Raw genomic sequence first — 19,618 nt, forward strand, 5'->3', positions numbered from 1 at the left:
AAGCGCCGTCTTTGAAGTGTGCCAAGGCCAAAAAACGCATTTTCATCTGCATAGATTTTTGCTGACTAGCAAGCTTTTTGAAGTCGATATTATTGAGGTTTTCCATAGTGATAATAAGTTTGTTTCAAGTAGCCTCAATTAGATCATATTTTTACTTTAATTGGTATTACAAGAAAAATGCAGAAGCCTCAGCAGAAATGCTGAGGCTTCTAGCGACATGAAGGAACCGTTGTCGGATTAATGAGTATTTTATAGGACAATAATCCCTCAGTAAGCTCGGGTGCATGTGTTTCTTATTAACTGATAATATAGGTATCGATATTTGATAGAGAGCGTAGTGAAGGCTCTCTATTAAAATCTATAGAATTTTCTTAAGTACCCTGTCAGCTTTAACTCGTGTCACTTTCCTAATGAGCTTTTGAACCTCTATTGGGTAAGTATCAAGTTTTTCCAATTGCTTGTAGCTGCCGATTAAATCAGCATGTTTTAGGATATTTTGAAATTCTTCTTCAAATTTCGCTGTCAAAAGATGATGCTTGTCCTGAATCAACAGTGCGTTTTCCAGATCGAGACTCCAAGCTCTTGGATTGAGATTGTTACCGGTCAATAGCATCTGGGTTTTATCAACCCAAATCCCTTTTAGGTGGTAGCTATTTTTATCATGCTTCCAAAGCTGTATAGATAGTTTTCTACTTGCCATATTTGCTTCGTTAGTTTTCGCAAATCGCCTAAGGTTCATCTCATACAGATATGGTAAGCCTGCGATGGTTTTAAACGTTTCTTCTGGTGGGATATAAAAATCATTCGCTGTTTTGTCACCAATAACTATAGTAACTTTTACGCCACGCTTGAGTGCCTTCTTTACTTCTTTAGCAACACTTTTAGGAAAATTGAAATAAGGCGTACAGATCAACACTTCTTCTTTAGCAGATGCAATGAGCTGGTTTACCCTTAGATTCAGTCTATTACGACGCTTGCCTATGCCGACTAGGGGCGTAATGGCCACTTGATCACTATTTACGGCTTCGTTCTGAAATTGATACTTTGATTGTGCAAGGGTAGAGCGGAACTGCCTAATTGCTAGTTTTATGTCTTTTGTCTTGGGTTTATCGTCGCTACAGAGTTTATTTACTGCTGGATGAGACAACATGTCATCTTGAATAAAGGTGACCATCGAATTCGCTAAAGACTGGTTTCTAATTACATGGTATCGATCAAAGCGATACCTATCGTTAAAATTGAGGTAAATGTTGTTTAGGCTAGCACCACTGTATATGACGGTGTCATCAATGATGAAACCTTTTAGATGCAAAACCCCAAATACTTCTCGTCCACGAACGGGGACGCCGTAGACAGGGACTTTCTGTTCATATTTTTCCGAAAATTCTTTGTAAAAACTAGCATTCCCTTCAGATTGTTCAGCGCCGATTAATCCTCTTTGTGCTCGGTGCCAATCGACACATATAGCAATATCTAACTCAGGAGTATTTTGTTTAGCTTGATAGATAGCGGTTAGTACCTCTCTACCAGCGTCATCATCTTCGAGATACAGCGCCGCGATATAGATTCGCTTTTGAGCATTACGGATATGTTTTAACAAACACTCCCTAAATGCTTTTGCTGTATGTAGTACGTCAAACTGCTCTGGGTCCAAAGCGATTGTTGGCATCTGTTTGAACGGATTATTTAACGCCATCATATAGTGTGAATTGCCTCAGAAATCAAAAAGTATCAGGGTCGGATTTTACCAAAGGAAACCATAAAGTGGTTAATATTTACTGCATTATTTGGTAAGTGATCGTTAATGATATTGAAAGTTATTGAGATTGGACACCTCTTTTTTATCTTGTCTGTGAGAAATTGGGGTTAGATGCACTTTTAACAGCTGAAGAGTCCATCGAGCAAGACTGAAAATAGGATTATGCAGAAAATCGCATAGGGATGAGATCTTTGCCACTTTGACAATAGCGTATAAACAGTGGTTTGAGTGATGCGGGTAAGGATTCAATTGCTACAGATTCAAATCCGTGTTGTTGGTAAAAAGGTTGCAAATTAGAATAGGCAAAACAGTAGTCAGCTGAGTTTAGTGTCTCATTAATACAGTGCTTCATTATGAGATGCGCTATACCCATTTCACGATATTCAGGGATAACCAACATCCCCGTAAGCAAACGGCATTCGTTTATAGTTCTAAGGCGTACGACACCACAAAGATCGGATTGACAGTAAGCAACGTATATCAGTTCATCACTCTTTGCTTTTCCTGATTTGTAATGCTTCTTATACAACTTCTGAACAAGTGGTATCAATAACGGATCTAGCTTTTTTATATCAAGTCGATTCATTCAAAACTGCGCTTATTGAGCCAATAGGGTAGAATATTATTATTACTAGTTTATCTCCGAATACCATGCAGATACATAAAAAAGCCAACCTTAAATCATTCCATACCTTTAGTGTGGACGTTACATGCGACGTACTGGTTATTGTCGAGTCCCAAGAGGAACTCCTTTCTGTGTATCAAAATAGAGAGTGGAATGGGTTGCCGAAACTATTGTTAGGCAAAGGAAGTAATGTCCTATTTACCTGTCATTTTGAAGGTGTAGTTATCATTAATCGTTTGTCTGGTATAGACGTGTCAGAGACAGAAAACGCTTGGAAACTACATGTAAATGGTGGAGAAGACTGGCCTAACCTCGTGGAGTGGTCAATTGAACAAGGGTATTACGGTCTCGAAAATCTTGCCTTAATACCTGGTTGTGCTGGCTCCGCACCTATTCAAAATATTGGAGCATATGGCGTAGAATTCAAAGATGTTTGCGAATATGTTGATGTGCTCGATCTGAGCTCTTTTGAGATCACTCGATTAAATAATACCGAGTGTAAATTTGGATATAGAGATTCGATATTTAAAAAAGAGTTATACGAAAAAGTCATCATAGTGTCTGTTGGTATTAAATTACTCAAGCAGTGGTGCCCTGTTGTAACTTACGGAAATTTAAGATTATTACCTGAGGCTAGCTTAACAGCTAAGCGAATCTTCGATGAAGTGTGTAACATGAGGATGAGTAAATTACCCGATCCTAATGTGGTGGGAAATGCAGGTAGTTTCTTCAAAAATCCAGTGATAAGTCAACCGGAATTTGACCAGTTATCCCTTCAATTTCCAGAACTAGTTGCGTACCCAAGTGGCGCTGGTATGAAAGTCGCTGCTGGGTGGTTGATCGACCAGAGTGGGCTAAAAGGGCTCCGTATCGGAGGTGCTCAAGTTCATGATGAACAAGCTTTAGTCTTGATCAATTTAGGTGATGCAACAGCCGCCAATCTTATTGAACTGGCATCGAAAGTTCGTAGTAAAGTTTTAGATAAATACCAAATAACACTTGAGCATGAAGTGCGATTTTATAATTCCAAAAAAGAAACCTATTTACAAAGAATGGTTAGCGAATAGATGAAAGATCACAGTGTAAAATTAAGAATAATAAAACTTCTTTCTTTTGGAGAGTTTGTATCGGGTGAATTACTAGGGGCTGAGCTGGGTATTTCTCGGGCTGCTATTGGCAAACAGATAAAAGGTATTTTGTCCTGGGGGCTCGACATCTATAGCGTCCAAGGAAAAGGCTACCGATTATCCAAACCGATTCAACTTTTAGATAAAAATACAATAGAACATTTAACATCTAAAAAAGTCGAACTCATTCCGGTGATCGAATCAACTAATCAATACCTACTCGATAACACAGAGATTATTGAGAGTGGCTCGGTGTGTATTGCTGAATATCAATCTAATGGCCGTGGCAGGCGAGGTCGCCAGTGGGTGTCTCCATTTGGTAGCAACATCTATTTGTCGATGTATTGGCGCTTAGAAGCCGGAATGGCTGCATCTGTGGGACTTAGTCTCGTTGTCGGAGTCGCGATAGTAGAAGCTTTGGAATCAATAGGAATACATGGCATCAAGTTGAAATGGCCAAATGACCTCTATTATCAAGATAAGAAATTGGCCGGTATTTTGGTTGAGATGAATGGACAAGCCGGAGGCGCTGCGAACCTAGTTATTGGGATGGGGATGAATATAGATATGCCTGAAGCAATAGAAGGTATTGATCAACCATGGACATCGTTATCACAGGTCACTGATGAACAACCCGATCGAAACCTACTTGCCGCAACTCTTATCAATACCTGGAAGACGACATTAGAAAATTATGAATTCGAAGGAATGAATGGGATCACTGAGAGATGGAATCGTCTAGACAACTTCATTGGCCGCCCAGCTAGGTTGATTATGGGCAATAGAGTAATACACGGGACGGTTAGAGGTATCAATGATCAAGGTGCCATACTTCTTGAAACCGAAAATGGGATAGAGAGTTATATAGGTGGCGAAATTTCATTGAGAAAATAACCAATTAACTAGCGTTTAAACGTTATCGAGAAACGCTAGTTTTAATGACTATTTTCGTAGTAAAATTTCTTCAACCATGTGATTGCCACCTTTCTTAAGAATCAAATGAGCGCGTTCTCTGGTAGGTAGTATATTTTGTGCCAAGTTTTTTCCGTTTATGCTGTCCCAAATACTCATTGCTTTATTGACTGACTCTTGCTCAGTTAAAGAAGTATAATGAGAAAAATAAGAACCAGGTTTTTTAAACGCACTTCTTCTAAACTCCATAAATCTTTCTACATACCACGTCTTAATTTGATGAACTTCTGCGTCTACAAAGATAGAAAAATCTACAAAGTCAGAAACAAAGACTCGATGTGGGTCATGGGGGTAGTCCATTCCGCTTTGCAGCACATTAAGTCCTTCAATAATTAGTACGTCAGGAAGATCAACGATCTTCTTCTCGTCGGTAATATCATACGTTATATGGGAGTATACCGGAGCAACTACATGTCTCTTACACGCCTTAATATCTGAAACAAACTGAACAAGGCCCTTCATATCATAGGATTCCGGGAACCCTTTTCTGGTCATTATCTCGCGCTCGTTTAGCACTTTGTTTGGTAGTAAAAATCCATCGGTAGTAATAAGTTCTACTCTTGGATGCATCTCCCACCTGGATAAAAGGGCTTTTAATAAACGTGCTGTAGTGCTTTTTCCGACGGCAACACTACCTGCTATCCCAATAACGAACGGGGGAGAGTGTTCTTTTTTATTTAGAAAATGATTCAGAACTGAATTTCTACTTTGCCTAGCAGATATATAAAGATTGAGTAGTCGAGTTAGAGGCAGATAAATCTCGACCGCTTCTTGCATAGTTAGATTTTCATTAATGCCTTGCAGCTCTCTAAGGTCTGCTTCAGACAATGTCATGGGTACTGAATTTCTCAGCTCTGCCCAATGGTTGCGATCAAAAGACATGAAAGGACTCATAAAAACTCGATATAAACAGATAATGAAGAGAGGAAAATACATCAACTAAGAATGAATTCAAGCGACTTAGCTTGCATATCGATGATTATTCACTTTGAACTGCGTAAAAAGTGGTCTAAAAACTAGAAAGTTTAGGAAAAGCACATTTATTTTAAATTTCCTATTGCAAGAGAAAAGATCATCCCATAAAATGCGCTCCACTTATGTGCCGACTTAGCTCAGTAGGTAGAGCAACTGACTTGTAATCAGTAGGTCACCAGTTCGATTCCGGTAGTCGGCACCACTTTCTTTTAAAGAAAGAGAAATTTTGGAGGGGTTCCCGAGTGGCCAAAGGGAGCAGACTGTAAATCTGCCGGCTCCGCCTTCGATGGTTCGAATCCGTCCCCCTCCACCATATTCTTAAGGAAATAGCTCTCAGAGTCACTTGTGCGTGCATCGTATAATGGCTATTACCTCAGCCTTCCAAGCTGATGATGCGGGTTCGATTCCCGCTGCACGCTCCATCTATTTGAGTGCTGTTATAGCTCAGTCGATAAAAGCGCACCTTTGGTAAGGGTGAGATACCCAATTAAAAATGGGTATCAGCACCAGCTTTGAAGCAAGTATTTCCTTTTGATATATTATTAGTTATTAAGAAAGTTTAATTACCAATATTTTTTGGTTGCGTGGTCATCAAAGCCACCTAAATCCGTACCTAGAGGGACAACTCATGTCTAAAGAAAAATTTGAACGTACGAAACCGCACGTAAACGTTGGTACTATTGGCCACGTTGACCACGGTAAAACAACTCTAACTGCAGCTATCTGTACTACTCTTGCAAAAGTATACGGCGGCGTAGCGAAAGACTTCGCATCAATCGATAACGCTCCAGAAGAGCGTGAGCGCGGTATCACTATCGCAACGTCTCACGTTGAGTACGATACACCAGCACGTCACTACGCACACGTAGATTGCCCAGGACACGCCGATTATGTTAAAAACATGATCACTGGTGCTGCGCAAATGGACGGCGGTATCCTAGTAGTAGCTGCGACAGATGGCCCTATGCCACAAACTCGTGAGCACATCCTACTTGGACGTCAGGTTGGTATTCCTTACATCATCGTATTCATGAACAAATGTGACATGGTTGATGATGAAGAACTACTAGAACTAGTAGAGATGGAAGTTCGTGAACTTCTTTCTGAGTACGAATACCCAGGTGACGATCTTCCAGTAATCCAAGGTTCAGCTCTAGGCGCACTTAACGGTGAGAAAGAGTGGGAAGATAAGATCATTGAGCTAGCAGAAGCGCTAGACAACTATATCCCAATGCCAGAGCGTGCAGTGGATCTACCGTTCCTACTACCAATTGAGGATGTATTCTCAATTCAAGGTCGTGGTACAGTAGTAACGGGTCGTATCGAACGTGGTATCCTAAAAGTTGGTGACGAAGTTGTTATCGTTGGTATCAAAGAGACAACTACTACGACTTGTACTGGTGTTGAAATGTTCCGTAAATTGCTTGACGAAGGTCGTGCAGGCGAGAACGTTGGTGCTTTACTACGTGGTACTAAACGTGAAGACGTAGAGCGCGGTCAAGTATTGGCGGCTCCAAATTCAATCACTCCTCATACGAAGTTTGAATCAGAAGTTTACGTTCTTTCTAAAGATGAAGGTGGTCGTCATACTCCATTCTTCAAAGGTTACCGTCCACAGTTTTACTTCCGTACAACGGACGTAACAGGCGACATCACTTTACCGGAAGGTGTAGAGATGGTAATGCCAGGCGACAACATCCAAATGACGGTTGAGCTAATTGCTCCAATCGCAATGGATGACGGTCTACGCTTCGCGATTCGTGAAGGTGGTCGTACTGTTGGTGCTGGTGTTGTTGCTAAAATCTTCGAATAAGATTTGACGAACGGCTAGTAAAAAGGGCATCATTTGATGCCCTTTTTAAGCACATGAAAAAAGGGTTGGCTGTTTTTATGTCGATCTTGTTGAAAAACAAAGAATTTTCGAGTCAAGATGTGTATCTTGGCTGATCGGTGCATTAGTATTTTTGATGTATTAAGAATGAGCCCTGCAGCAGCGGGGTTGTTGTCGTCTATAGTTAAGACTTGTAACAGGTTGGTTTTATGAACGCAAATGCTGAAACTCCTAATAGCTCAAGTGCAGCAGATACATTTAAGTGGATTATCGCTTTTGCTCTGCTAGCCGCTGCTGTAGTGGGTAATTACCTGTATGGTGAAATGTCGGTTGTATTACGCGTAGCAGGGGTCGTTGTTTTAATCGCAGCAGCTCTTGGTGTGTCTGCAACTACAGCAAAAGGTAAAACAGCGATTAGTTTTGCACGCGAATCTCGTATGGAAGTTCGTAAGGTAGTTTGGCCTACACGCCAAGAAACTATGCAAACAACACTAATCGTTTTGGTCGTATGTATTATTATGGCTTTAATACTTTGGGGAATTGACGGCATTATGGTTCGTCTAGTTGCCTTAGTTACTGGTGCATGAGGGTTTTAATTCATGAGTGAAGCTCCAAAAAAACGTTGGTATGTGGTTCAGGCTTTTTCAGGCTATGAAGGTCGTGTTGCTCAATCTCTTCGTGAGTATATAAAAATGCACACGATGGAAGATTACTTTGGCGAAATTCTTGTTCCTACAGAAGAAGTGGTTGAAATGCGTGCTGGCCAACGCCGCAAAAGTGAACGCAAATTCTTCCCAGGTTATGTTCTCGTTCAGATGTTGATGAACGATGAATCATGGCACCTTGTACGTAGCGTTCCACGTGTAATGGGCTTCATTGGTGGTACTTCTGACCGTCCAGCTCCTATCACAGACAAAGAAGCTGACGCCATTTTGAACCGTCTAGAACAAGCGAGCGAAGCTCCTCGTCCTAAGACGATGTTTGAACCTGGTGAAGTGGTACGTGTTAATGATGGTCCATTTGCAGACTTTAACGGTACCGTTGAAGAAGCAGATTACGAGAAGAGCCGCATTAAAGTGTCTGTTTCGATCTTTGGTCGTGCAACACCAGTTGAGCTCGAATTTGGTCAAGTTGAGAAACTTGATTAAAAAAACATCTTTTTATACTTGTGTAAGGCGCGAAATCTGATTATAATTTCGCGCCTTTTTACAGGTTATTATTAAAAAAGCGGGGAGCTGATCAAAAGATTAGCGTTTGAACCCAAGCATTAGGAAATATCATGGCTAAGAAAGTTGAAGCTTATATCAAGCTGCAAGTTGCAGCAGGTATGGCGAACCCAAGTCCACCAGTAGGTCCTGCTCTAGGACAACACGGTGTGAACATCATGGAATTCTGTAAAGCGTTTAACGCAAAAACAGAATCTGTTGAGAAAGGTCTACCGATCCCAGTTGTTATCTCTGTATACAGCGACCGTTCTTTCACGTTCGAAACTAAGACTCCACCGGCAGCTGTTCTTCTTAAGAAAGCAGCAGGCGTTAAGTCTGGTTCTGGTCGTCCAAATACTGAGAAAGTTGGTACTGTAACTGACGCTCAGCTGCAAGAAATTGCAGAAACAAAAGCTGCAGATATGACTGGCGCTGACGTTGAAGCAATGAAACGTTCTATCGCAGGTACTGCTCGTTCAATGGGCCTAGTGGTAGAGGGTTAAGATTATGGCAAAACTAACTAAACGCATGCGCGTAATACGCGACAAAGTTGATGTAACTAAGCAATACGAAATCAACGAAGCAATCGCTCTTCTTAAAGAATTAGCGACAGCTAAATTTGTAGAAAGTGTTGACGTAGCAGTTAATCTTGGTATTGACGCTCGTAAATCTGACCAAAACGTACGTGGCGCAACTGTGCTACCGCACGGTACTGGCCGTGACATTCGCGTTGCAGTGTTCACTCAAGGTGCTAACGCTGAAGCAGCTAAAGAAGCTGGCGCAGATATCGTAGGTATGGAAGATCTTGCTGAGCAAGTTAAAAAAGGTGTTATGGACTTTGACGTTGTTGTCGCTTCTCCGGATGCAATGCGCGTTGTTGGACAACTAGGTACTATCCTAGGTCCACGTGGTCTTATGCCAAACCCTAAGGTTGGTACTGTAACTCCTAACGTTGCACAAGCAGTTAAAAATGCTAAAGCAGGTCAGGTTCGCTATCGTAACGATAAGAACGGCATTATCCATACTACTATTGGTAAAGCCTCTTTCGAAACAGCTCACCTACAAGAGAACTTAGAAGCTCTTCTAGTTGCACTTAAGAAAGCGAAACCATCTTCAGCGAAAGGTGTTTTCCTACAGAAGATTAGCATCTCTACAACGATGGGTGCTGGTGTTGCTGTTGATCAAACTAGCCTGAACACTGTAGCAAGCTAATTTGCATAGACGCGGAATTCATGTATAATTCCGCGCCTATTTAATTTGTGGTTGGGACTGCGTTTTTAAAGGTTATTTTAGTGGTTTTATTGAACAAATTTCATTATTTGTTTGAGAGAAACGTTGAAATGCCTCGCTATTGCAGTCTCCGTCCAAGACCGTAGGCGTTTCGAATTTAATATTTGAGACTTAATGTCTACCTACGTAGACGGTGCCCGAACCGAAGAAAGTCAAATTTATTTCAATTGGCTTTTATCTGGGAATGCACCGTATTAACTCCCGATATCTATTTATGAATATTGGGTGGTGTAACGACAACCAGGAGTAAATCCAAGATGGCTTTAAACCTTCAAGACAAAAAAGCAATTGTTGCTGAAGTCAACGAAGCAGCCGGTGATGCACTTTCTGCAGTTGTAGCTGACTCTCGTGGCGTTACTGTTGGCGCGATGACTACTCTACGTAAACAAGCTCGTGAAGCGGGTGTTTACATGAGAGTTGTTCGCAACACACTAGCACGTCGCGCTGTAGAAGGCACAGCTTACGAATGTCTACAAGACGTATTCGTAGGTCCAACTTTGATCGCATTCTCTAACGAGCACCCAGGTGCTGCTGCGCGTATCTTTAAAGATTTCGCGAAAGAGAATAAAGAATTTGAGATCAAAGCTGCTGCATTTGAAGGCGTAGTTACTGACGCTAATGTATTGGCGACACTACCAACTTACGACGAAGCTATCGCACGCCTAATGATGTGCATGAAAGAAGCTTCAGCTGGCAAGCTGGTACGTACAATCGCTGCTGTTCGCGATCAGAAAGAAGAAGTTGCGGCATAAGCCTCACTTTGTACTGATTGCAAAATAAACTAATTGTTGACTTAAAAGAGAATTGTTATGTCTATTACTAACGAGCAAATCCTAGATGCAGTTGCAGAAATGTCTGTAATGCAAGTTGTAGAGCTTATCGAAGCTATGGAAGAAAAATTCGGCGTTTCTGCTGCAGCAGCTGTTGTTGCTGGTGGCGCTGCTGCTGAAGTTGCAGAAGAGCAAACTGAATTTGATGTGATGCTTACTGCTATTGGCGGAAATAAAGTATCTGTAATCAAAGCAGTTCGTGCTGCTACAGGTCTAGGCCTTAAAGAAGCTAAGGGCCTAGTTGATAGCGCTCCTGCTGCTGTTAAAGAAGCTGTATCTAAAGAAGAAGCAGAAACACTGAAAGCTACTCTAGAAGAAGCTGGTGCAACTGTTGAAGTTAAGTAATAATAATTACTTAGCTTAGCCGAAAGGCTGATGGCTGGTGGTTTTATAACCACCGGCCTTTTTGCGCTGTAGGGTATTGGTGAATTTTCCTGCTGTTTAGATACCAATATCCAAGCAAAAAACCGCTATGTAAGTCAGCTTGCATAGGGTCTACAGTAAACAGTTGCTAGTACTGCCCCGCTCTTTTCGTTTAGAAAATGATTGGGTAGATTGGGTCACTTATCAGCGAGCTGAGGAACCCCATGGTTTACTCTTATACCGAGAAAAAGCGCATCCGTAAGGATTTTGGTACTCGTCCACAAGTTTTGGACATTCCATATTTGCTATCAATCCAGCTTGATTCCTTCGATAAATTTATCGAACAGGATCCTGAAGGACAACACGGTCTTGAAGCCGCTTTTCGTTCTGTATTTCCTATTCAGAGCTATAACGGCAATTCTGAGCTGCAATACGTTAGCTACCGTCTTGGTGAACCAGTTTTTGATGTTAAAGAATGTCAAATTCGTGGTGTAACTTATTCAAAACCATTGCGCGTAAAATTGCGTCTTGTTGTGTTTGATAGAGATGCACCAGCAGGTACCGTAAAAGACATTAAAGAACAAGAAGTTTACATGGGTGAGATCCCATTAATGACTGATAATGGTACCTTTGTAATTAATGGTACTGAGAGGGTTATCGTATCCCAGCTGCATCGAAGCCCAGGTGTGTTCTTCGATAGCGATAAGGGTAAAACCCACTCATCAGGTAAAGTTTTATATAACGCGCGTGTTATTCCTTACCGTGGCTCATGGTTAGACTTTGAGTTCGATCCTAAGGATAATTTATACGTACGTATCGACCGTCGTCGTAAACTGCCTGCTTCTATCATTCTTCGTGCACTGCAAAAGACGACAGAAGAGATCCTTGATATCTTCTTCGACAAAGTGAACTTCGAAGTGAAAGACCAAACCCTTATGATGGATTTGGTCCCTGAACGCCTGCGTGGCGAGACGGCAAACTTTGATATAGAAGCGAATGGTAAGACTTACATCGAAACTGGTCGTCGTGTTACGGCTCGTCACATCCGCAATCTTGAAAAAGATGGCGTTGACTCCATCGAAGTACCAGTTGAGTACATCGTTGGTAAAGTATCATCAAAAGATTATATCAATGAAGATACTGGCGAAATTATCGTTGCGGCGAACCAAGAAATTAGCTTAGAAGCGTTGGCAAACCTTTCTCAAGCTGGTCACAAAAATTTACAGGTTCTGTTCACTAATGATCTAGACCACGGTCCATTCATGTCCGACACATTACGTGTCGATAGCACGGTTGACCGTATTTCTGCGTTAGTTGAAATCTATCGTATGATGCGTCCTGGTGAGCCACCAACAAAAGATGCGGCAGAAGCGTTATTCCAGAGCTTATTCTTCGCTGTAGAACGTTATGATCTATCGACTGTTGGTCGTATGAAATTTAACAGTTCTATCGGTCGTGAAGATGCTGGTGAACAAGGTATCCTTGACGAAACCGACATCATCGAAGTAATGAAGAAGCTTATTGGCATTCGTAACGGTAAAGGTGTAGTGGACGATATCGACCACTTAGGAAACCGTCGTATACGAAGCGTAGGCGAAATGGCTGAAAACCAATTCCGTGTTGGTTTAGTGCGTGTTGAGCGTGCAGTGAAAGAGCGTTTAAGCCTTGGTGACCTTGATGCAATCATGCCTCAAGATCTTATCAACGCTAAGCCTATTTCTGCAGCTGTTAAAGAATTCTTTGGTTCTTCACAGCTTTCACAGTTTATGGATCAAAACAACCCGTTATCAGAAGTAACGCACAAGCGTCGTATCTCTGCATTGGGTCCTGGTGGTCTTACTCGTGAACGCGCAGGTTTTGAAGTACGTGATGTTCACGTAACTCACTACGGTCGCTTATGCCCGATCGAAACGCCTGAAGGCCCAAACATCGGTCTTATTAACTCGTTGTCTGCGTTTGCACGCTGTAACGATTTTGGTTTCCTAGAAACCCCTTACCGTCGCGTTGTTGATGGTATTGTGACTTCCGATGTTGATTATTTGTCAGCTATTGAAGAAGGGCAATTCATCATCGCTCAGGCGAACTCTACGCTAACTGAAACTAATGCCTTCGGAGAAGAATTAGTTACGGCGCGTCAGAAAGGTGAATCTGGTCTTCATCCACGTGACCAAGTTAACTACATGGACGTTGCAACCAACCAGGTTGTATCTGTCGCTGCATCGCTTATCCCGTTCCTAGAACACGATGATGCGAACCGTGCCCTTATGGGTGCGAACATGCAACGCCAGGCGGTTCCAACATTACGCGCAGATAAGCCTCTTGTAGGTACTGGTATCGAGCGTAATGTAGCGGTCGACTCCGGTGTTACTGCGGTAGCAAAACGTGGCGGTACGGTTCAGTCAGTAGATGCATCTCGTATCGTGGTTAAGGTTAATGAAATTGAATTGGTACCTGGCGAAGCCGGTATCGACATTTATAACCTAACTAAATACACGCGTTCTAACCAGAATACATGTATTAACCAACGCCCAACCGTGCTACCTGGTGAACCAGTAGCAAAAGGTGATGTTATTGCTGATGGTCCTTCAACAGACCTTGGTGAATTGGCGCTTGGTCAAAATATTCGCTTGGCATTCATGCCTTGGAACGGTTACAACTTTGAGGATTCAATCCTCGTTTCTGAACGTGTCGTTCAGGAAGACCGTTTCACGACTATCCACATTCAAGAACTATCTTGTGTGGCGCGTGATACTAAGCTGGGATCTGAAGAGATCACTGCGGATATTCCAAACGTAGGTGAGTCTGCTCTGTCTAAATTAGACGAGTCAGGTATCGTTTATATTGGTGCTGAAGTGAAGGGTGGTGACATCCTAGTTGGTAAAGTGACACCTAAAGGTGAAACTCAGCTAACGCCTGAAGAGAAACTCTTACGAGCTATCTTTGGTGAAAAAGCATCCGATGTTAAAGATACATCACTACGTGTACCAAACTCTGTTTCAGGTACGATTATCGATGTTCAAGTCTTCACTCGTGACGGCGTTGAAAAAGATAAGCGTGCACTAGAAATTGAACAAATGCAGCTTAAAGAAGCGAAGAAAGACCTTACTGAAGAGTTTGAAATTCTTGAAGGTGGCCTACTTGCTCGTGTTAGAGCTGTACTTGTTTCAGGCGGTTACTCTGAAGCTAAGCTAGATTCTATTCACCGTAAACAGTGGCTAGAACAAACACTAGAAGACGATGAGCTTCAATCATTGCTTGAGCAACTTGCTGAGCAGTGGGATGAGCTTAAAGCAGACTTCGATAAGAAGTTTGAAAACAAACGTCGTAAGATTACACAAGGTGATGATTTAGCACCTGGTGTTCTTAAGATTGTTAAAGTTTATCTAGCGGTTAAGCGTCGTATCCAACCTGGTGATAAGATGGCAGGTCGTCACGGTAACAAAGGTGTAATCTCTAAGATTAACCCTGTTGAAGACATGCCTTACGATGAAAAAGGTCAGCCTGTTGACATCGTACTTAACCCACTAGGTGTACCGTCTCGTATGAACATTGGTCAGATCTTAGAAGTTCATATGGGTCTAGCTGCGAAAGGTATCGGTGACAAGATCAACCAAATGCTTAAGGAACAACAAGAACTACATCAGTTCCGCAACTTCCTGCAGAAGGTTTATGATCTTGGTGAAACGCGTCAGACAGTAGACATTGCGGCTCTATCTGATGATGAAGTTCGTACATTGGTACAAAACCTACGTGGTGGTTTACCTATTGCGACTCCGGTATTTGATGGTGCTCCAGAATCTTCAATCAAAGAGCTGTTGAAATTGGGTGACTTACCAGAATCTGGTCAGTTGCGTTTATTTGATGGCCGCACTGGTGATGAATTTGAGCGTCCTGTAACCGTAGGTTACATGTACATGCTCAAACTGAACCACCTTGTTGATGACAAGATGCACGCACGTTCTACTGGATCTTACAGCCTCGTAACTCAGCAACCACTTGGTGGTAAAGCTCAGTTCGGTGGACAGCGTTTCGGTGAGATGGAAGTATGGGCACTAGAAGCATACGGTGCTGCTTACACTCTACAAGAAATGTTGACTGTTAAGTCCGATGACGTGAATGGTCGTACTAAGATGTATAAGAACATCGTAGACGGAAACCATAGCATGGAACCTGGTATGCCAGAATCGTTCAACGTATTGTTGAAAGAGATTCGCTCACTAGGTATCAACATCGAGCTAGAAGACGAAGAGTAATCCCGTTTCCCTATAAAAACTCTTTATAGGGATGGAACAGGATTATCGGTAGAAAGGTTCTCGTTATTGAATGGTTAATCCATCTAGCGAGTTCCTTTTAACTCCTTACAGGAGCTGATTGTGAAAGACTTATTAAACTTTCTAAAAGCACAGCATAAGACCGAAGAATTTGATGCTATCAAAATCGGTCTATCTTCACCGGACATGATTCGTTCATGGTCTTTTGGTGAAGTTAAGAAACCTGAAACGATCAACTATCGTACGTTCAAACCAGAACGTGATGGTCTTTTCTGTGCGCGTATATTTGGACCAGTTAAAGACTACGAATGTCTTTGTGGCAAATATAAGCGTCTAAAACACCGTGGTGTTATCTGTGAGAAGTGTGGCGTTGAAGTTACACAAACTAAAGTTCGTCGTGACCGTATGGGCCACATTGAACTTGCGTCTCCAGTTGCACATATCTGGTTCCTAAAATCACTGCCGTCTCGTATCGGTCTGTTAATGGATATCCCACTGCGTGATATCGAACGCGTACTTTATTTTGAAATGTACGTAGTGACAGAACCTGGTATGACTGATCTAGAAAAAGGTCAAATGCTCACAGAAGATGAGTATCTTGATCGTCTAGAAGAGTGGGGTGATGAGTTCACAGCGAAGATGGGTGCGGAAGCGATCAAAGATCTGCTTTCAACTATGGACCTGCACGCTGAAACAGAACAAATGCGCGAAGAACTTGAGACGACTAACTCAGAAACTAAGCGTAAAAAAATCACTAAGCGCCTGAAGCTTGTTGAAGCATTTATCACGTCTGGTAACAACCCGCAATGGATGATCTTAACCGTTCTTCCAGTATTGCCACCAGATCTACGTCCTCTAGTACCACTAGATGGCGGTCGCTTTGCAACGTCTGATCTTAACGACCTATACCGTCGTGTGATTAACCGTAACAACCGCTTGAAGCGTCTACTAGAGCTAGCTGCTCCGGACATCATCGTACGTAACGAAAAACGTATGCTGCAAGAGTCTGTCGATGCACTTCTAGATAACGGCCGTCGTGGTCGTGCAATTACAGGTTCTAATAAACGTCCTCTGAAATCTCTTGCTGATATGATCAAGGGTAAGCAAGGTCGTTTCCGTCAGAACCTTCTAGGTAAACGTGTTGACTATTCTGGACGTTCTGTAATCACAGTTGGTCCATATTTACGTCTGCACCAGTGTGGTCTTCCTAAGAAGATGGCACTTGAGTTATTTAAACCGTTTATCTACAGCAAGCTAGAAACTCGTGGCATGGCAACGACGATCAAAGCAGCTAAGAAAATGGTAGAGCGCGAAGAAGCGATCGTTTGGGATATCCTAGATGACGTTATTCGTGAACACCCAGTATTGCTAAACCGCGCACCGACACTTCACCGTCTAGGTATTCAAGCGTTTGAACCAGTACTAATCGAAGGTAAAGCGATTCAGCTACACCCACTTGTGTGTGCGGCATATAACGCTGACTTCGATGGTGACCAGATGGCGGTACACGTACCTCTAACTCTGGAAGCTCAACTTGAAGCACGTACACTGATGATGTCGACGAATAACATTCTGTCGCCAGCGTCAGGTGATCCTATTATCGTACCTTCTCAGGATGTGGTATTGGGTCTTTATTACATGACTCGTGACAAGATCAACGTTAAAGGTGAGGGCATGTACCTTGCTGGACCAGCTGAAGCTGAGAAAGCATACCGTACTAAGTCTGCTGAACTGCACGCTCGCGTTAAAGTTCGCATCACTGAAACGGTTGTAGATGAAGATGGTGACAGAACGACGAACACTAGCATGGTTGATACGACGGTTGGTCGTGCAATGCTATGGAACATCGTTCCTACTGGTCTACCATTCAGTCTTGTTAACCAAAAGCTTGGTAAGAAACAAATTTCTACCCTTTTGAACGAGGCATATCGTAAGCTTGGTCTTAAAGATACAGTAATCTTTGCTGACCAAATTATGTACACAGGTTTTGCATACGCTGCACTTTCTGGTGTTTCTGTTGGTATCGACGACATGGTCGTTCCAGCGGCTAAGTACACTGAAATCTCTGCTGCGGAAGAAGAAGTTCGCGAAATTCAGGAACAGTTCCAATCAGGTCTTGTTACTGCTGGTGAGCGTTACAACAAAGTTATCGATATTTGGGCATCTACCAATGATCGCGTTGCGAAAGCAATGATGGATAACCTTTCTTTTGAAACAGTGATTAATAGTGACGGCGAAGAAGAGCAACAAGAATCGTTTAACAGCATCTATATGATGGCTGACTCCGGTGCTCGTGGTTCTGCTGCACAGATTCGTCAGCTTGCGGGTATGCGTGGTTTGATGGCTCGTCCAGATGGTTCAATCATCGAAACGCCAATCACCGCAAACTTTAAAGAAGGCTTGAACGTACTTCAGTACTTTATCTCAACGCACGGGGCTCGTAAGGGTCTAGCGGATACGGCATTGAAAACAGCAAACTCCGGTTACTTGACTCGTCGTTTAGTCGATGTTGCGCAAGATGTTGTTGTTCATGACCACGATTGTGGCACTCACGAAGGTATCGACATGATGCCTCACATTGAAGGTGGTGACGTTAAAGTTGCACTTTCTGAGTTGGCTCTTGGTCGTGTTGTTGCTGAAGATGTACAAAAACCAGGTACTGATGATGTACTGATCCCACGTAATACTCTGATTGATGAGAAGTGGTGTCAAATCATGGAAGAAAACTCTGTAGATAGCATGAAAGTGCGCTCAGTAGTTACCTGTGATGCAGACTTCGGTTGTTGTGCACAGTGTTATGGTCGTGACCTAGCACGTGGTCACCTAGTGAACCAAGGCGAGGCAGTAGGTGTTATTGCTGCTCAGTCTATCGGTGAGCCGGGTACACAGCTTACAATGCGTACGTTCCACATTGGTGGTGCTGCATCAACAGCAGCAGCAGAGAACAGCATTCAGGCTAAGACTACGGGTGTAGTGAAGCTTCATAACGCTAAATTTGTTATCAATAAAGATGATAAATTGGTTATTACCTCTCGTGCATCTGAACTTACAATTATTGATGAGTTTGGCCGTACGAAAGAGAAGCACAAACTTCCTTATGGTTCTATGCTAAGTAAGAAGAACGATCAAGACGTTACAGCTGGTGACATCGTCGCTAACTGGGAAGCGCACACAATGCCAATCATCACTGAAGTGGCCGGTCGTATCCAATATGTGGATATGATTGATGGTGTGACTGTTACTCGTCAAACTGATGATCTAACCGGTCTTTCTTCAAGCGAAGTAACTGACCCTGCCGCTCGCTCTACAGCAGGTAAAGATATGCGTCCAGCTATCAAACTTGTTGATGCGAAAGGTAAAGATGTAATGATTCCTGGTACTGATATGCCAGCTCACTACTTCTTACCAGGTAAAGCGATTGTACAAATCGAAGATGGTGCAGAAGTTGGTATCGGTGACACGTTATCTCGTATCCCTCAGAAATCGAGTGGAAACAAAGATATCACCGGTGGTCTTCCTCGCGTTGCTGACCTATTTGAAGCTCGTAAGCCTAAAGAGCCTGCGATTCTTGCTGAGCACACAGGTACTGTGTCGTTTGGTAAAGAGACAAAAGGTAAGCGTCGTTTGATTATCACTAGAGATGGTGGTGAACATTACGAAGAGATGATAGCCAAGCATCGTCAGTTGAACGTATTTGAAGGTGAGAAGATCGAACGCGGTGATGTTATCGCAGATGGTCCAGAAACACCGCATGATATCTTACGTTTACGTGGTATCCGAGCAGTAACTTCTTACATCGCAAACGAAGTACAAGAAGTATATCGTCTGCAAGGGGTTAAGATTAACGATAAGCACATTGAAACTATCGTTCGTCAAATGCTTCGCAAATGTACTATCACATTCAAGGGTGACTCTGAGTTCCTTGTTGGCGAGCAGGTTGAATTTGCTAATGTTAAGATTGCTAACCGTGCTCTAGAAGCTGAAGGTAAAGAACCTGCACGTTTTGAACGTGAGCTACTAGGTATTACGAAAGCATCACTAGCAACTGAATCATTCATCTCTGCAGCTTCGTTCCAGGAAACGACTCGCGTACTAACAGAAGCTGCGGTTTCTGGTAAACGTGATGAGTTACGTGGTCTGAAAGAGAATGTTATTGTTGGTCGTTTGATTCCAGCTGGTACTGGTTTTGCGTATCACCAAGAGCGTCAAAAGCTACGTGCAGGCGGTGGTCCAGAAGCACCATCTGCTGAACAAGCAACAGACAATCTAGCGGCACTTCTTAATGCAGGCTTTTCTTCAGAAGAGTAAGTATTAACAAAGCCTTATTAAAAAGCACCTTCGGGTGCTTTTTTTGTGTCTGTAATATACCT

Annotated in this window: 14 protein-coding genes and 3 tRNA genes; 14 read left to right on the forward strand and 3 right to left on the reverse strand. The window is 42.6% G+C overall.

Features of this window, described 5'->3' with window-relative positions:
* Positions 1 to 358: 358 nt before the first annotated feature.
* Positions 359 to 1,699, reverse strand: coding sequence for a CDP-diacylglycerol--serine O-phosphatidyltransferase (gene pssA, locus AACW90_RS17730; RefSeq protein WP_390237080.1), 1,341 nt, complete (start codon positions 1,697 to 1,699; stop codon positions 359 to 361).
* 220 nt (positions 1,700 to 1,919) lie between these two features.
* The gene (locus AACW90_RS17735; RefSeq protein ID WP_390237082.1) at positions 1,920 to 2,345 is read right to left on the reverse strand and encodes a GNAT family N-acetyltransferase; all 426 of its coding nucleotides are present in this window, start codon (positions 2,343 to 2,345) and stop codon (positions 1,920 to 1,922) included.
* Positions 2,346 to 2,410: 65 nt separating this feature from the next.
* Here AACW90_RS17735 and murB point away from each other — a divergent pair, with 65 nt between their 5' ends.
* Both murB and birA read left to right on the forward strand, forming a co-directional pair.
* The gene (gene murB / locus AACW90_RS17740) at positions 2,411 to 3,451 is read left to right on the forward strand and encodes a UDP-N-acetylmuramate dehydrogenase (protein WP_390237084.1); all 1,041 of its coding nucleotides are present in this window, start codon (positions 2,411 to 2,413) and stop codon (positions 3,449 to 3,451) included.
* Positions 3,452 to 4,405, forward strand: coding sequence for a bifunctional biotin--[acetyl-CoA-carboxylase] ligase/biotin operon repressor BirA (gene birA / locus AACW90_RS17745; protein ID WP_390237086.1), 954 nt, complete (start codon positions 3,452 to 3,454; stop codon positions 4,403 to 4,405). It begins immediately after the preceding gene.
* A gap of 48 nt (positions 4,406 to 4,453) precedes the next feature.
* Here the strand turns inward: birA and coaA are convergent, their stop codons facing one another.
* A complete protein-coding gene (gene coaA / locus AACW90_RS17750) occupies positions 4,454 to 5,377 on the reverse strand; it encodes a type I pantothenate kinase (protein WP_390237088.1) in 924 nt (307 codons plus the stop codon).
* 207 nt (positions 5,378 to 5,584) lie between these two features.
* On the opposite strand from coaA, the gene AACW90_RS17755 reads away from it, so the two are divergent.
* The 12 genes from AACW90_RS17755 (at position 5,585) to rpoC (ending at position 19,556) form a co-directional block, all read left to right on the forward strand.
* A tRNA-Thr gene (locus tag AACW90_RS17755) sits at positions 5,585 to 5,660 on the forward strand.
* Between the two features lie 26 nt (positions 5,661 to 5,686).
* Positions 5,687 to 5,771, forward strand: a tRNA-Tyr gene (locus AACW90_RS17760).
* 34 nt (positions 5,772 to 5,805) lie between these two features.
* Positions 5,806 to 5,880, forward strand: a tRNA-Gly gene (locus AACW90_RS17765).
* Between the two features lie 206 nt (positions 5,881 to 6,086).
* Complete coding sequence (tuf, locus tag AACW90_RS17770) at positions 6,087 to 7,271, forward strand: elongation factor Tu (RefSeq protein WP_275134997.1); 1,185 nt, start codon at positions 6,087 to 6,089, stop codon at positions 7,269 to 7,271.
* A 227-nt stretch (positions 7,272 to 7,498) separates the two neighbouring features.
* Positions 7,499 to 7,876: a preprotein translocase subunit SecE gene (secE, locus tag AACW90_RS17775; RefSeq protein WP_195704626.1), complete on the forward strand. Its 378-nt coding sequence runs from the start codon at positions 7,499 to 7,501 to the stop codon at positions 7,874 to 7,876.
* 12 nt (positions 7,877 to 7,888) lie between these two features.
* The gene (nusG, locus tag AACW90_RS17780) at positions 7,889 to 8,437 is read left to right on the forward strand and encodes a transcription termination/antitermination protein NusG (RefSeq protein ID WP_195704625.1); all 549 of its coding nucleotides are present in this window, start codon (positions 7,889 to 7,891) and stop codon (positions 8,435 to 8,437) included.
* A gap of 131 nt (positions 8,438 to 8,568) precedes the next feature.
* Positions 8,569 to 8,997 carry a 50S ribosomal protein L11 gene (gene rplK, locus AACW90_RS17785; RefSeq protein ID WP_195704624.1) on the forward strand — a complete coding sequence of 143 codons (429 nt, stop codon included), beginning with the start codon at positions 8,569 to 8,571 and terminating at the stop codon, positions 8,995 to 8,997.
* A gap of 4 nt (positions 8,998 to 9,001) precedes the next feature.
* The gene (rplA, locus tag AACW90_RS17790) at positions 9,002 to 9,706 is read left to right on the forward strand and encodes a 50S ribosomal protein L1 (protein ID WP_275135098.1); all 705 of its coding nucleotides are present in this window, start codon (positions 9,002 to 9,004) and stop codon (positions 9,704 to 9,706) included.
* 335 nt (positions 9,707 to 10,041) lie between these two features.
* Positions 10,042 to 10,536: a 50S ribosomal protein L10 gene (gene rplJ / locus AACW90_RS17795; protein WP_275135097.1), complete on the forward strand. Its 495-nt coding sequence runs from the start codon at positions 10,042 to 10,044 to the stop codon at positions 10,534 to 10,536.
* 57 nt (positions 10,537 to 10,593) lie between these two features.
* The gene (rplL, locus tag AACW90_RS17800; protein ID WP_195704621.1) at positions 10,594 to 10,959 is read left to right on the forward strand and encodes a 50S ribosomal protein L7/L12; all 366 of its coding nucleotides are present in this window, start codon (positions 10,594 to 10,596) and stop codon (positions 10,957 to 10,959) included.
* 242 nt (positions 10,960 to 11,201) lie between these two features.
* Complete coding sequence (gene rpoB / locus AACW90_RS17805) at positions 11,202 to 15,230, forward strand: DNA-directed RNA polymerase subunit beta (RefSeq protein ID WP_390237094.1); 4,029 nt, start codon at positions 11,202 to 11,204, stop codon at positions 15,228 to 15,230.
* Between the two features lie 120 nt (positions 15,231 to 15,350).
* Positions 15,351 to 19,556 carry a DNA-directed RNA polymerase subunit beta' gene (gene rpoC, locus AACW90_RS17810; protein WP_390237096.1) on the forward strand — a complete coding sequence of 1,402 codons (4,206 nt, stop codon included), beginning with the start codon at positions 15,351 to 15,353 and terminating at the stop codon, positions 19,554 to 19,556.
* Positions 19,557 to 19,618: the final 62 nt, after the last annotated feature.

The sequence above is a fragment of the Vibrio frigidus genome (assembly GCF_042465995.1).
In the GTDB taxonomy this organism is placed as follows: domain Bacteria; phylum Pseudomonadota; class Gammaproteobacteria; order Enterobacterales; family Vibrionaceae; genus Vibrio.